This is a genomic window from Saonia sp., from assembly GCF_056326165.1.
Genome location: NZ_JBWFBN010000016.1, coordinates 23,110 through 39,325, shown reverse-complemented (window position 1 = coordinate 39,325; position 16,216 = coordinate 23,110). Strand labels below are relative to the sequence as shown.

The window sequence follows — 16,216 nt, the reverse complement described above, 5'->3', positions numbered from 1 at the left end:
CACTAATTATTTCTTAATACTACTATTAACATTAATAATATTTTATATTCTTGCAGATAATAAACTTGAAAAATTATATAATGAAGAAATTTATTTTAGGAATATTAGCTATTGTATTCTTTTATGCATGTGGGACAACCAAATCATTAATCAATGCAGATGGCACACCTATATTGACAGCTATTGATTTGGTAAACACTGTAGATGATAAAGTTATTGTAATTATAGACCCTGGAGCTTTTACAAAAGATGAAGTGCTGTTTTTTATTCCAAAAACAGTTCCTGGTACCTATAGCGAGGATAATTATGGTAAATATATAGAAGGCTTTAAAGCAATGGACTATGATGGTAAAGAACTTTTGGTTAACAAGAAGGATGATAATACCTGGAGTATATCAAAGGGGAAAAGTTTAGATAAAATCACCTATTTGGTAAACGACACCTATGATACTGAGGGCGAGGTTGATGATGCTGTATTTTCACCAGCAGGAACAAACATAAGTGCAGGGGAGAATTACATGCTTAATTTACACGGTTTTGTTGGATATTTTGATGGGTTAAAAGAGGTTCCTTATGAAATTACAATAACCAAGCCCACTAAATTAAAAGCAACAACTTCTTTGGTTCAAAAGGGAGGGGACAAACAAGATGTAACTTTGGATACATTTGTTGCAAGCAGGTATTTTGAGGTGATTGACAACCCGATTATGTATTCCAAAAGAGGAGCTGAGTCTTTTCAGATAAATGATATTACTGTAAATCTTAGTGTTTTCTCACCTAATAATAGCTACACCGCTGCTAGTTTAAGGGATAGAATGGAGAAAATGATGGGTGCGCAGAAGGCATTTTTAGGAGATGTTAATAGCACAAAAGAATATAATATTCTACTTTATCTATCCACTATGGAAGAAACCGATGCTTCTGGTTTTGGGGCACTTGAGCACTACACTTCCACGGTGGTAGTATTGCCAGAAGCTATGCCGCAAGAACGTTTGGAACAAGCTATGGTAGATGTTGTTTCACATGAATTTTTTCATATAGTAACCCCTCTAAGTGTCCATTCTAAAGAGATACAGTATTTTGATTTTAATGACCCAAAAATGTCTCAACATTTATGGATGTACGAAGGAACAACAGAATATTTTGCCAACCTTTTTCAGATTCAACAGGGGTTGATTGATGAAAAAGAATTCTACACCCGTATCATTGGAAAGGTGAATAATTCTAAAACATTTGATGATGCTATGTCCTTTACTCAAATGAGCAAAAATATTCTAGTTGATCCTTACAAGGACAATTATGCAAATGTGTATGAGAAAGGTGCATTGATTAATATGACTTTGGATATTCTTTTAAAAGATTTGAGCGATGGGAAAAAGGGAGTGCTTTGGTTAATGAAAGAACTTTCAAAAAAATATGGACAAAATAGCCCATTTGAAGATGATAAACTGATTGATGAAATTGTTGCATTGACCTATCCTGAAGTAAAGGATTTTTTTGACACTCATGTGGTTGGGGATACTCCAATTGACTATGAGAAATATTTTTCCATGGTGGGATTAACTACATCAACTGTAAAGGAGCAAAGCGGTTATTTTTTAAATGGAGAGATTCCATTCATAGATGTGGATCAGAAGAACAATAATGCCATTTTTGTTAGAAAGGGAATTGTTCTTAACAGTTTCTTTAACGATTTGGGAATGCAAGCTGGTGATGTTATTAAAGAAATAAATGGAACTTCAATAGATTTGGAAGCTATTCGTCCAATTATTGGGCAAAGTTTTGGATGGACACCAGATACTGAAATTAATGTGGTAATTAAAAGGGGTGAGGAAGATGTTACGTTGAGTGGAAAAGTTGGTTCTCCTACTTTAGATGTAGAAACTATTGTCCCCGTAGAAGGTGCAAGTGAAAAACAAGCCAAACTTAGAGAAGCTTGGCTAAGAGGGTAATATTAAAATACAATCAAAATAAAAAGGGCCTTCTTTACTAAGAAGGCCCTTTTTTATACTTACTTGATAAGCTTTATCCTAAAGCGGCACGTTCAAAAGCTGTTACTTCTAAAGCAGAGTCCACAGACTTAACATATTGTGCAACACTTTGCTTGCTGTCTTTAATAAAAGCTTGGTTTACCAAAGTATTGTCTTTAAAGAAACGTTTTAGTTTTCCTTTGGCAATGTTATCTAACATAGCTTCTGGTTTACCTTCTTGTCTCAATTGGTCTTTGGCAATTTCTATTTCTTTATCAATTACAGATTGATCAACACCTTCTTCATTCAATGCAACCGGGTTCATAGCAGCTGCTTGCATGGCAACATCTTTTGCAGCTTCTGCAGCACCATCAATGGCAGCAGAAAGACCAACCAATGTGGCAATTTTATTTCCAGCATGTATGTACGAACCTACAAATGGAGCAGAAAGGGTTTTAAAAGCACCTATTTCAATTTTCTCCCCAATTACACCTGTTTGCTCAACAAGTTTATCTTGAACAGACACTCCTTTATAATCAGCAGCTAAAAAATCTTCTTTGTTGCTAAAATCTAATGCAAGATTTGCCAATTCAGTGGCCAAGGTTACAAAAGTTTCGTTTTTGGCAACAAAGTCAGTTTCACAGTTTAAAGAAACAATAACTCCGTTTGTGTTATTATCATTTACTTTAGCTATAACTGCTCCTTCAGAAGAATCTCTGTCTGCTCTTTTAGCAGCTACTTTTTGTCCTTTTTTACGAAGAATTTCAATTGCTTTATCAAAATCTCCTTCAGCTTCAACTAGGGCTTTTTTGCAGTCCATCATTCCTGCGCCAGTAGTTTTTCTTAATTTGTTTACGTCTGCTGCGGTAATTTTTACCATTTTATTTGAATTTTAATATCCTCCTAAATTACACTGGTGTTAGCCATGTTAGTTTAAGACAATTTTAAATTAATACTTAGTTTATGATTTTTTAATCTATTCTTCTTCCTCAGAAGCTTCAACTCCTCCTTTTACATTGTCTTGCCATTCTTTAAGCTCGTCCCATTTTCCATCAGCGGCCATTTGCGCTTGTTTAGGCCATGATGTTGGATCAAGATGAGCCATTCTAGAACTAGCTTCTGTAAGAATTGTTTTAACAGCTTCAGCATCTGCTTTTGCTAATTTTGCATAGGTTTCAATACCAGCATTTACTATGGCTTCAGCAGCCTTAGGGCCTATGCCTTCAACTTTTGTTAAATCATCGGCAATAACTTTAGCAGTTTTCTTTGGAGCTGCTTTCTTTGGAGCTGTTTCTTTTTTCTCCTCTTTTGCTACTGGAGCTTCTTCTGCAGCTACTTTAGTTTTTTCAACTTCTTTTTTTGCTTTTGGAGCCTCACCTTCGGCTTTGTCCGATTTTCTTTCAGCTAAACCTTCGGCAACTGCATTGGTAACTTCGCTCATGATAGCTTCAATAGATTTAGAGGCATCATCATTTGACGGAATTACATAATCAATTGGTCTTGGGTCAGAGTTGGTATCAACCATTGCAAAAATTGGAATGTTTAATTTTTGCGCCTCTTTTACTGCAATATGCTCGCGCATAGTATCTACAACGAACAATGCACCTGGTAGACGAGTCATTTCAGAAATTGAACCTAAGTTCTTTTCCAACTTAGCACGTAAACGGTCTACTTGTAAACGTTCTTTTTTAGAAAGTGTAAGGAAGGTACCATCTTTTTTCATTCTATCAATAGAAGCCATTTTTTTAACAGCTTTACGAATAGTTACAAAGTTGGTTAACATACCACCTGGCCATCTTTCTGTGATGTAAGGCATATTTACATTGGCCACTTTTTCGGCAACAATATCTTTTGCTTGTTTTTTTGTAGCTACAAAGAGAATTTTTCTTCCAGATGCTGCGATTTTTTTAAGAGCCTCATTGGCCTCATCTAATTTCGCAACTGTTTTGTAAAGGTTGATAACGTGAATTCCGTTACGCTCCATGTAGATGTAGGGAGCCATGTTCGGATTCCATTTTCTTGTTAGGTGTCCAAAGTGCACACCTGCTTCCAATAATTGTTTTACTTCTGTTTTACTTGCCATTTTTTGTACTTAGTTTACGTTCCGTTGAATTAGCAATGATAAAGTGGCAATCTATCGATTGGCCTTTACCATTTAGATGCTAAACTAGTTCCCAAAAGTTTTCTTTTTGGAACAACGACAACATGGTTTTAAAATTTAACTCCTTCATTATTTCAGGAGCTTTCAATGAACTTTGATTAATAAACCCCAAAACAAGTTCGGGGTTTTTATTTTTGAAACTGAAACTAGTTCAGTAATATATTAACGTTTAGAGAACTGGAATTTCTTACGGGCTTTCTTCTGACCGAATTTCTTACGTTCTACCATTCTTGGATCTCTAGTTAAAAGACCTTCTGGCTTAAGAGCTAATCTATTTTCTTCATCTATCTCACACATTACTCTTGATAATGCCAAACGAACAGCCTCCGCTTGTCCTGTAATACCGCCACCATAGACATTGACTTTTACATCGTAGCTATCCTCAGTGTTGGTAAGAGCAAAAGGTTGTTTTACTTTATATTGTAAAGTAGCAGTAGAAAAGTAATCAGCTAAATCTCTTTTGTTAACAGTAATATTGCCTTTTCCAGGTGTAACATATACACGAGCAACTGCTGTTTTTCTTCTACCAATTTTATGAATCATTTCCATTACTTAAATTCATTTAGGTTTATTACAGTTGGTTTTTGAGCTTCTTGATCATGCTCTGCGCCAACATATACTCTAAGGTTTCTGAACAATTCTGCACCCAATTTATTTTTAGGCAACATCCCTTTTATAGATTTCTCTATGATACGTTCTGGATATTTGTTTTTCATTTCAACGGCAGTTTGAAATCTCTGACCGCCTGGATAACCAGTATGACGAACATAGGTTTTATCTTCCCACTTGTTTCCAGATAGGTTTATTTTTTCTGCATTGACAATCACTACATTATCCCCACAATCTACGTGTGGTGTAAAGTTTGGTTTGTGCTTTCCTCTTAGCAATTTTGCCACTTTGGAAGCAAGGCGACCCAATGTTTGTCCTTCTGCATCAACCAATAACCACTGCTTATCAACAGTTGCTTTGTTAGCTGAAATTGTCTTGTAGCTCAATGTATCCACTACTATAGTTTTATTTATTAAACACTTCAATCCCGATAAACGGGGTGCAAATGTACAATTATTAACTTGAAATACAAATGCTTATTTTCGATTATTTTGATATTTTTTTCTTCTCCAAAAAAGTTGCTGGGCACCAATGTTAAAAATGTTAAAAAAGAATTAAAAAAACAGATAAACTGTAACTGTTTTGGATATTGACGGTCTTTACATCAATCAATCTAAAAACAACATCATGAGAACCAACCTTCTTATAGTCTGTGCTATTTTTATTTTTCTTAAAACTAGTATAGCACAAGACTCCACGATTGTGGTGCCCAAAAGAATTTATACCACCAATTCATTGAATGGAGCCGCCCCGCCCGTAATTGATGGTTTTTTGGACGATTCTGGATGGGGTATTGTAGAATGGGCTGGCGACTTTATAGAAATGCGACCAGATGAAAACACCGCACCCACTGAAAAAACTAAGTTTAAGATTGTCTATGATGATAAGAACTTATATGTAGCTTTTCGTTGTTACGATTCGCAACCAGACAAGATAGAAAGAAGATTGTCTCGTCGGGATGGTTTTCAAGGAGATTGGGTAGGTGTCTTTATTGATAGTTATAATGACGAGCGCACCTCCTTTAATTTTATAGTAACGGCAGCTGGTGTTAAAGGGGATGAATTCTCTACTAATAATGGGAATAATTCTGATGAGAGTTGGAACCCTATATGGTACACAAAGACCAATGTGGATGAAGAAGGGTGGACAGCTGAAATGAAAATCCCTTTGAGTCAATTAAAATTTGGGAAGTCTGAAGAACAATCATGGGGATTGGAGGTCATGAGGAAGTTGTTTAGAGAGGAAGATCGGTATGTTTGGCAACGTATACCCAGAGAAGTTGCCGGTTTTGTAAGTGAGTTTGGAGAATTACATGGGTTAATGGACATTGAACCACAAAAACAGTTAGAGATTCAACCTTATACGGTCACAAAATTGGAAACCTATGAAGCTGAGGCAGGAAATCCTTTTAGGGATGGAAATGAATTTAATTTTAATGGAGGGCTGGATGCCAAAATTGGTATTACAAACGATTTGACTTTGGATTTAACCGTAAACCCAGATTTTGGACAAGTAGAGGCAGATCCATCTGCCATAGCATTGGATGGATTTCAAATTTTCTTTAACGAACGCCGGCCATTTTTTGTGGAAAATAATAATATTTTTGACTATCGGGTTTCTAGATCACAAGCAGGCAATACCTTTGGTTCTGACAATGTTTTTTACTCACGCCGTATAGGGCGCAGCCCTCAAGGAAGTGTTTCCACGGTTGATGGGGATTTTGTTGATTCACCCGAAAACACACCTATGATTGGTGCTGCTAAATTTAGTGGAAAAACAAAGGATGGATGGTCCATTGGGGTTTTGGAGAGTGTTACTGCCAAAAGATACGCAACTATAGATAATAATGGAAATAGAAGAAAAGAAGTGGTGGAGCCTTTGACCAACTATTTTGTTGGGCGTCTCCAGAAAGATTTCAACGAAAGAAATACTTTTATTGGTGGTATGTTCACAGCGGTCAACAGGGAAAACTTGACCGAGAATATAGATTTTCTTCATAAATCTGCATATACCGGAGGATTTGATTTTAAGCATCAATGGGACGATAGAGCCTGGTATGTAGGTGGAAACATAAATTGGAGCCATGTAAAAGGTACAGAAGAAGCCATACAGAATACACAAGAATCCATTACCCATCTATTTCACAGAGTAGATGCAGATTATTTGGAAGTTGATGAAAATAAAACTTCGCTTACAGGAACAGGAGGTAATGTACAAATAGGCAACCTTGATGGCCGTTGGAAATTTGAATCTGGTGCAACATGGCGCTCACCTGAATTGGAGTTGAATGATATTGGCTTTCAAAGAAGGGCAGATGATATTCGTCATTATACATGGATAGGGTACCAAACCCAAAAACCCGATAGTACCTTTAGAAGAGTTGGGATAAACTACAACCACTGGTCTGCCTGGGATTTTGGGGGCAATCATAATTTAATGCAGTTTAATACTAACAGCTGGCAAAATTGGAAGAACAATTGGTTTACAAACGTTGGGTTTAACTATAGACCAATTAGTTATTCCAATTCTGCACTAAGAGGTGGCCCACGTTTAAGATTATCTACTGGAATGAGTTTTTGGAACGGTATCAATACCGATAACAGAAAAAAAGTAAGGTTCAATATATTTCAAAATGGAAATTTTGGTGTAGACAAATCGTATAGCTCATACAATATTGAATTTGGAGTCAGTTACCAGCCTACTAACGCATTGCGCATTTCGGCATTCCCGTCCTATGGAATCAACAATGATAGATTACAGTTTATAGATAATATAGATGTTGGTGGAGACATTAGGTACCTTAATGGAGAAATTGAACAACGTACTTTGAGTATGTCTCTTAGGTTAAACTATACCATTAATCCTAACCTTTCTATTCAGTATTGGGGACAACCTTTTATTTCTAGGGGAAGATATTCAAATTTTAAATTTATAACGGACCCATTGGCCAAGGAGTTTACAGATAGGTTTTCTTTATATAATGAGAATCAAATTTTCTTTGCAGATGATGTCTATCGTGTAGATGAAAACATGGATGATGTAACTGATTTTAGTTTTGACAATCCAGACTTTTCATTCATTCAATTCCGCTCTAATTTAGTTGTACGCTGGGAGTACATTCCAGGTTCTGAGATTTTCTTGGTATGGTCACAAGATGTTTCCCAATCGGGAGATCCTCAAGAACAACTTTTTAGAAGTTTGGAGAACAATATTTTCGGCGACCAAAAACCTCAAAACATATTTTTACTAAAAGCTACTTACAGGTTTGTTATGTAGTTTTTTCTGTTAAAAAAAGTTAAAAATGAGAAAGATAATTGTTTTCTTTCTCATTTTTGAATACATCAATCAAAACATCATGAAATACATTATCTTGACACTGTGCGTATTATGTCTTTTTAGAACTTCTCTTATAGCACAAGACTCCACCTCTGTTGTTCCAAAAAGAGTTTATACTACAAACCCAATTAACGAAGAGAATTCCCCTGTTATTGATGGTGTTATAGACGAAAAAAGCTGGGATAGTTCAGAATGGACAGGAGATTTTGTTGAGTATGAACCAGACGAGAATACACCTCCCACTTTTCAAACCAAGTTTAAGATAATTTATGATGAAAAGAACCTTTATATAGCATATAGATGTTATGATTCTGAACCAGATAAGATAGAAAGTAGATTGTCCCGCCGAGATGGTTTTGCAGGTGACTGGGTAGAAATTAATATTGATAGCTATCATGATAAAAGAACTGCATTTTCCTTTACCACAACAGTAGCGGGGGTTAAAGGGGATGAGTTTATTTCTCAAAATGGGAATAATTGGGATACAAGTTGGAATCCTATTTGGTATGCAGCAACTAATATTGATGAAGAGGGATGGACTGCTGAAATTAAGATTCCCTTTAGTCAACTTAAATTTGGGAAAGCTAAGGAACAGGTATGGGGTTTTCAAGTTCAGAGACGTTTTTTTAGGGAGAATGAGCGATTTGTATGGCAAAGAATCCCGCAAGATGCTTCTGGTTGGGTAAGTGAGTTTGGAGAACTACATGGACTTATTGATATTCAACCTCAAAAACAATTGGAGATTCAGCCTTTTATGGTAAATCAATTGGACACATATCCAACTGAAGCTGGAAATCCTTTTAGAGATGGAAACGATTTTATATTTAATGGCGGGCTAGATGCAAAAATTGGAATAACAAATGACCTTACATTGGATTTAACTGTAAATCCGGATTTTGGACAGGTGGAAGCTGACCCGGGAGCAATTGCTTTGGACGGTTTTCAAATATTTTTTGAGGAAAGACGACCCTTTTTTGTTGAAAACAAAAATATATTCGATTATGAGTTTGCTAATGGCAATGATAATCTTTTTTATAGCCGTAGAATTGGCAGAAGCCCTCAAGGCTCTGTAAATAGTGTAGATGGTGAATATGTTAATATGCCCAATAACACTACAATTTTAGGTGCGGCAAAGTTTTCTGGTAAAACCAAGAATGGATGGTCTCTTGGTCTTATGGAAAGTATTACGGGTAAAATGTTTGCTGAGATAGACAATAATGGTAATAGGAGGGATGAATTGGTAGAACCGTTTACTAATTATTTAGTGGGGAGAGTCCAAAAAGATTTTAATAATAGGAATTCTTATGTGGGGGGAATTTTTACGGCTACCAATAGAAAATTGGAAAGCAATCTGGATTTCTTGAGAAAATCTGCATATTCGGGAGGATTGGATTTTAGACACAATTGGAAAGACCGAAATTATTATGTGGAAGGAAATTTGGTTGCCAGTCATGTAAATGGAACAGCGGAGGCAATAGAAAATACCCAAAGGGCGTTGACCCATTTATTTCAAAGAGTGGATGCTGGGCATGTAGAGGTAGACCCAAATAGAACCTCTTTAACAGGAACAGGAGGAAAATTGGAAACTGGTAAAGTGGGTGGTGGTAATTGGCGATATAATGGTGGAATTGTATGGCGCTCACCAGAATTGGAATTGAACGATGTTGGATTTTTAAGACAAGCAGATGAAATTAGACAGTATGCAAGATTACGCCGCTTGTTCTTAAAGCCTACAAATTTTTATAGAAGAATGCAGTTTGCACTAGCCCAAGTTTCTACCTATGACTTTGACGGAAACTATAATAGAATGCAGTATGAGGGGAATGGATTTATTAGTTACAAAAATAATTGGTGGACAGAAGTTGGGGCTTCGCACAAACCAAGAATTTTTACAAACACTGTTCTAAGAGGAGGACCACGCTGGCGATGGTCAGAAGAAAACTATTGGTTTTTATTTTTTGGGTCCAACCAACAAAAGAAATTCAGTTTTACCTTGGGTTATGTGGATAGCCAAGCCAAGCAGGATAATTTTTCTTTGGCCAGATATGTAGTAAGGCTTAGATACCAACCCTTTGATGCTTTTAGCTTTTCTATGTCCACAGAATATGAAGAAAATCCTAATAAAACCCAATATGTAACAGAACAAAGCTTTAATGGTATACCACGTTACATTACGGGAAATATAGACCAACGAACTTTTAGTACGTCTTTAAGGTTAAATTACAATCTAAACCCCAATTTGTCTGTTCAATATTATGGACAACCTTTTATATCTAGGGGCACTTATACCGATTTTAATTTTGTAAACAACCCTATCGCTAAGAACCTAAATGAGAGAGTATCTCTATATAATAACAATCAGGTTTCTTTTATGAATGATAGTTATTTGGTTGATGAAAATTTGGATGGAACAACTGATTATGAGTTTGGTAATCCAGATTTTTCTTTTGTCCAATTTAGGTCTAATTTAGTTTTACGATGGGAGTATATTCCTGGGTCAGAGGTCTTTTTGGTATGGTCACAAGGGGTTACTGGGCTAGGTGACCCATTAGATGGGCTAGGCAGGAGCTTAAACAACCAAATTCTTGATCAAGAGAAAGATAATACCTTTTTATTGAAGGCAACGTACCGTTTTGTATTGTGATACAGATATTTAGTTTTGGATAATATGATGAAGGTTTCTGCGTTTTAGTTACATTAAACAAACTAAATTAAAGTATGAAACGTAACCTTTCCCTGTTTTTTATAGCAATGACCGTATTGATTTCCTGTTCTAAGGACAAGGATTCCATGAACGAAGAGCAACAAAATTCCATTGTAGGTACATGGGATGTGGCCGAATTAAAGGTTGATGAAGGAAGTACTAATGACGATTTGTTATTTGCGGCTGGAATTATAGATGTATTGGTAGCTCAAAATTGTAGTGCATTAACATTGACTTTTAATCAAGATGGCACTTTATCCACAAGAAGTGGAGTAAATGATATTGAAATAGATGTAAATAGTGGAGGAACTGGATTGTCAATTCCTTGTCCAGATACCTTTGAAACAGAAACAACCACTTGGAGTTTGGATGGTAATCAACTTACAGTTATTGATGGTGACGGAATGGAACAAACAAGTACTATTCAATTGAGTGGGGATACCTTAACAGTCCCAGGAGAAGATATAAGTGAAGATAATTTTACAGGTGCTGATATTGTTTTTATAAAAAACTAAGTTATAAGAAATAGCTAATTAAACCCTTCCAAACTATTCAAGCTATTGGAAGGGTTTTGTGTTTTAAATGTTATATCTTTAAGAGGTTATAATTAATATGATGCTTCTTAAAAAATTTCCGCTGGGCAAAATAATTGCCTTTTTTTCATTCATTATTTTTAGTGATTGTATAGATCCCGTATCTCCAGAATTTGAATTTGAAGAAGGCCTTGTTTTTGTTGAAGGTTTTGCATCAACATCACCTGGGGCATCATTTGTGATTATTACGGAATCTGTTATTGAGTTTGGAATCTATGGAACTAAGTTTGTCCAAGGAGCAGATGTTTCTTATATAAATAGTAATACAGGGGAAATAATCTCTCTTGTAGAACAACAAGGTTCTTATGTTCCTCCAATTGATTTTGTGGCTATGGTAGGTCAAACATGGGAACTAGAAATTGTTTTAGAAAATGGCACTATGTATAAATCGGAGCCAGAATCAATAATAGAGCCTGTTGAAATCAAAAATATTTCATCTAGTTATAATCCAGAACTAATATTTAGGGACGCCACAGGCAAATATGTGCCAGGGCATCAAGTATCCGTAAGTTTTGATGACCCAGAAAACAAGGAGAATTATTATTATTGGTCTTATAGATCTTTTGAAAACCTTAATTTTTGTGAAAAGTGTTATGATAGTATGTTTAGGGATGATGCTTGTGTGGAAAACCCATATGCACTACCAGCACCTTCTGATGCGTCGCTGAGAAGATATTATGATTATGCCTGTGATTCTGATTGTTGGAAAATACGTTTTCCAGAAAGCATCATGATTTTTTCTGATAAATTTAGTAATGGCACAAGTGTAAACCAATTGCCTGTGGCGAATATATTGCTCTATACTAAAGAGGATATTGTAGTTGAGGTCCAACAATTTTCATTACCTATATCTACATATGACTATTACAAAACATTAAGGGATATTGTAGACAATAAAGGAGGGTTTAATGCGCCACCCCCTGCAGGTCTTATTGGGAATATTTACAATCCAAATAACGCAGAAGATTTTGTTTTTGGAAGGTTTACTGCGGCATCTACATCAACAGCATATATTTTTATTGATAGAACTGATATCCAAGAACTTCCAATAGAAGTAAGGGAACCATTAAAATTTGAAGGATGTGAAACATGTGCTCCTGGGACATGTCCTATAGGAGATTGTAGCCCTGTTACTTCAGCTCCATGTAGTGAAAGAAGATATAGAACTGCTATTATTCCACCAGGATGGGTAGAAAATTAAAAATAGCAGGAAATCGGAACAATTATTGTGGTAATACATTAACTTTAAGAACATTATAATCGGCCATGTCATATATAAAATCTTGCCTTTTAGGTAGAATTATATTTTATTTTTTGTTTTTGCTTCTTTTTAGTGATTGTATAGATCCCGTATCTCCAGAATTCGAATTTGAAGAAGGACTCATATTTGTTGAAGGTTTTGTTTCTACATCTCCTGATGCTTCTTTTGTTTCCATTACAGAATCTGTAATAGAGTTTGGAATCTATGGGACTAAATTTGTCCAAGGGGCAAATGTTTCTTTTGTTAGCAGTGATACAGGTGAAGAAATAGTTCTTACTGAAGAGTTGGGTGCTTATGTTCCTCCAATTGATTTTATTGCGTTACCAGGCCAAACATGGGAAGTGGAAATTTTAATGCCCAACGGCGCAACATATAGATCAGAACCTGAAACTGTCCTTGAGCCAGTGGAAATAAATGATATATCGGCTAGTTATAGTCCAGAATTATTTTATATGGAAGCATCTGAAGGTTTTGTTCCCGGACATCAAATAACTGTTGATTTTAATGATCCAGCGGGTGAAGAGAATTTTTATTTTTGGACCTATCGAGCTTTTGAAAATCTGGATATTTGTGAATTGTGCTATGAAGGGATTTTTAGAAATGGAGAATGTGAAAGAACAACTTTGCCAGAATCTCCTCCATATTTTACTTATCCATGCGAGACAGATTGTTGGAAAATACGTTTTCCGGAAACTGTGAATATTTTTGACGACCAGTTTTCTGATGGCAAAACAACCGATGGCTTACCTGTTGGGATTGTTCCATTATATACCAAAGAGAATATGGTGGTAGAAATTCAACAAATTTCATTATCACCGGCCGCTTATGAATATTATAAAGTTTTAAAGGATATTGTTGATAATAATAGCGGTTTTAATGCTCCTCCCCCTGCGGCATTAATTGGTAATGTGGTCAATGTAAATGATAGCGGGGACTTTATTTTTGGCAGGATTACTGCCGCAGCTACTTCCACAGCCCATATTTTTGTTGACCGTAGTGATATTAAAGAGAACCCACTGGAAAGCAGAATATCAACATTTACTGAACCTACGTTCATGTCACCGTACCCACCTCCAGCAACTGTTTCTGCTCCATGTGCAGAAAATAGATATAGAACCATGATTGTACCACCAGGATGGGTGGAAAATTAATACCAAAACCAAATGAAAAAATACCAACTACACTTCTTGCTCCTTTTTACTTTTGTATGCTACAATGCACTTGGGCAAAGCCAAGAACATATACTTTCCTTTCAAATACTGGACCAAGTAACAGGTATCCCATTGGAAGATGCAGATATTTTCATACAACCTTGTAATTGTGGAGGTATATCTAACATAGACGGCCGCTATTCTATTGAACTACCTGAAGAAACTTATAGAATAACAGTTTCTTATATTGGTTATCAAGATAATCTACAAACTGTATTGCTGAATGAAAATAAATTTTTAAGGATAGAGCTTTTTGAAAGGGAGGAACAGTTATCCGAAGTTATTCTACGTGCAAAAAGGATAAATGATAATTTAGAAACTCCGCAAATGGGAGTTCTACAGTTAAAATCCCAAGACTTAAAAAAAATTCCCGCAGCACTTGGAGAGTATGACGTATTACGGGGAATGACTTTGTTGGCTGGGGTAAACAGTGCGGGGGAAATAAGTAATGGGTTATCGGTAAGAGGTGGGTCTTTGGATCAAAACCTTATCTTATTTGATCATGCTCCAGTTTTTAACCCAACACATTTATTTGGACTTTTTTCGGTATTTACACCAGATGTTCTCTCATCTGTAGATTTGTACAGAGCAAATATTCCTTCCCGTTTTGGGGGCAGAATAGCATCTGTATTGGATGTTAAGGTGAAAAACCCTTATGTGGACAAATTAAAACTTTCTGGGGGATTGGGATTGGTGTCCAGTAGATTAACTGTGGAAACACCTATTGTAAAGGAAAAATTAACGCTCATTGCTGGTATTAGAGCTGGATTGACGGATTTTTTACTTCCATTGGTCTCAGAGAGGTTAAAAAATACCAAGGCCAGATTTTATGATGGCACCATGAAGTTGCTTTATTTACCAACAGACAAGGATCAAATTTCTTTAACTGGTTTTTATAGCAAGGATTTTTATCAATTGGATTTGATATCCAAAATAGAGAATATCAATGCAGAAAACAATCAATATGATTTTAAAACCTTAAACGGAACATTAAATTGGTTACATTCATTTGATTCTGGGGCTAACCTTAGAAGCACGTTTGTTGCAAGTGATTATACCCCAAAGACAATTTTTCCAGAAGTTGAAAGCACCAATGAGATTGAGTTTGAATCTAGGATTAATTATTTAAGCTTGGTATCAGAGTATTCAAAAAAAATCGATGAAAAAGTAGATTATTATTCTGGCATTCAGTTAAATCAGTATAAAATATATCCAGGAACTTTAGATCCTGGTTCAGGAAACAGTATTAATCCGGTTACATTAAGTTCGGAAACCAGTTATGAGTTTTCTGGGTATGCCAATGTTAATTGGAACCCTATTTCCAATTTTTCTCTTTCTGCTGGACTTCGTTATACCCATTTTATGTTTGTTGGTCCCTATACCATGGCTCAGTTTGATGAAACTGGCAGCACTATAATAGATACCCAGTTTTTTGATAAGGGAGAAAAGGTAAAATCATATGATGGGTTAGAACCCAGACTGGGATTAAACTTAAAATTAAACGAAAGCACCTCTGTCAAAGCCAGTTATGCCAGAGTAAACCAATTTTTACAGAATGTATATAATAGTACAACACCATTGCCAACATCCAGATGGAAAACATCCGATGCAAGTATAAAACCACAAAAGAGTGACACCTATGGTTTGGGACTTTATAAAAATTTAAATGATAACCTTATAGAATTGGGTATTGAGGGCTATTATAGGGACTCCAGAAATAATTTAACCTATAAACCTGGTGCAGATTTCTTTTTAGAGGAATTTTTAGAAAGGGATGTAGTGCAAGGTCAAGGAGAAGCGTATGGTGTGGAGTTTAGTTTTAAGAAAACAAAAGGGAGGTTTAACGGTTGGTTTAATTACACTTGGTCTAGAAGCTTTTTACGTTCACAAAATGAAAGGCTTGCAGACAGGGTAAATAATAATGAATGGTACCCATCCGATTTTGACAGGCCTCATGTTTTAAATGCAACTGTTAATTTTGAAGGGGAGAAAAACCATGTGTTCAGCTTTAATTTTACAGGACAAACAGGCAGGCCTTATACCGTTGCCAATAGCGTTTTTGCATTAGAGGACATTAATGTTCCCATATTTATTGAACGTAACAATGCTAGATTGAGACCTTATCACAGATTGGATTTTTCATGGAAGATTAAATATGGTAAAAATTTGACCAGAAAATGGGTAGGGGATTGGACCTTTACCATTTATAATCTGTATAGTAGAAGAAACCCTTTTAATCTATATTATTCCCAGCGAACGGGGCCAGAGAATTCAGAAATCTTTTTGGGAAGCCCATTGGGTTCTTATGAACTTTCTGTAATGAACAGCCCTCTTTTTTCCTTGACCTATAATTTTGTGTTTGATTAATCTA

The 16,216-nt window shown here is 35.8% G+C and carries 11 protein-coding genes; 7 read left to right on the top strand and 4 right to left on the bottom strand.

Features of this window, described 5'->3' with window-relative positions; translation table 11 throughout:
* The first annotated feature begins 80 nt into the window (after positions 1-80).
* Positions 81-1,952, top strand: coding sequence for a M61 family metallopeptidase (locus tag AC000W_RS13130; protein WP_474748934.1), 1,872 nt, complete (start codon positions 81-83; stop codon positions 1,950-1,952).
* A gap of 73 nt (positions 1,953-2,025) precedes the next feature.
* Here AC000W_RS13130 and tsf read toward each other — a convergent pair whose 3' ends face one another.
* From tsf to rplM, 4 genes are all read right to left on the bottom strand, one after another.
* A complete protein-coding gene (gene tsf / locus AC000W_RS13125) occupies positions 2,026-2,850 on the bottom strand; it encodes a translation elongation factor Ts (RefSeq protein ID WP_474748932.1) in 825 nt (274 codons plus the stop codon).
* Positions 2,851-2,946: 96 nt separating this feature from the next.
* Positions 2,947-4,053 (bottom strand): 30S ribosomal protein S2, encoded by a 1,107-nt coding sequence (gene rpsB, locus AC000W_RS13120; protein ID WP_474748931.1) that lies wholly within the window; start codon positions 4,051-4,053, stop codon positions 2,947-2,949.
* 240 nt (positions 4,054-4,293) lie between these two features.
* Positions 4,294-4,680 (bottom strand): 30S ribosomal protein S9, encoded by a 387-nt coding sequence (gene rpsI, locus AC000W_RS13115; RefSeq protein ID WP_474748930.1) that lies wholly within the window; start codon positions 4,678-4,680, stop codon positions 4,294-4,296.
* Entirely contained in the window at positions 4,680-5,135 is a 456-nt protein-coding gene (gene rplM / locus AC000W_RS13110) for a 50S ribosomal protein L13 (RefSeq protein WP_474748928.1), read from the bottom strand. Before rplM ends, rpsI begins: the two co-directional genes overlap by 1 nt.
* 232 nt (positions 5,136-5,367) lie before the next feature.
* On the opposite strand from rplM, the gene AC000W_RS13105 reads away from it, so the two are divergent.
* From AC000W_RS13105 to AC000W_RS13080, 6 genes are all read left to right on the top strand, one after another.
* Entirely contained in the window at positions 5,368-8,016 is a 2,649-nt protein-coding gene (locus AC000W_RS13105; RefSeq protein ID WP_474748927.1) for a DUF5916 domain-containing protein, read from the top strand.
* A 79-nt stretch (positions 8,017-8,095) separates the two neighbouring features.
* Positions 8,096-10,720, top strand: coding sequence for a DUF5916 domain-containing protein (locus AC000W_RS13100; protein WP_474748925.1), 2,625 nt, complete (start codon positions 8,096-8,098; stop codon positions 10,718-10,720).
* Positions 10,721-10,794: 74 nt separating this feature from the next.
* On the top strand, positions 10,795-11,295 hold the full coding sequence (locus AC000W_RS13095) for a lipocalin family protein (RefSeq protein ID WP_474748924.1): 501 nt from the start codon (positions 10,795-10,797) through the stop codon (positions 11,293-11,295).
* A 97-nt stretch (positions 11,296-11,392) separates the two neighbouring features.
* Positions 11,393-12,574, top strand: coding sequence for a DUF4249 domain-containing protein (locus AC000W_RS13090; RefSeq protein ID WP_476658683.1), 1,182 nt, complete (start codon positions 11,393-11,395; stop codon positions 12,572-12,574).
* Positions 12,575-12,639: 65 nt separating this feature from the next.
* Entirely contained in the window at positions 12,640-13,785 is a 1,146-nt protein-coding gene (locus tag AC000W_RS13085) for a DUF4249 domain-containing protein (RefSeq protein ID WP_474748921.1), read from the top strand.
* Positions 13,786-13,797: 12 nt separating this feature from the next.
* Positions 13,798-16,212 carry a TonB-dependent receptor gene (locus AC000W_RS13080; RefSeq protein WP_474748920.1) on the top strand — a complete coding sequence of 805 codons (2,415 nt, stop codon included), beginning with the start codon at positions 13,798-13,800 and terminating at the stop codon, positions 16,210-16,212.
* Positions 16,213-16,216: the final 4 nt, after the last annotated feature.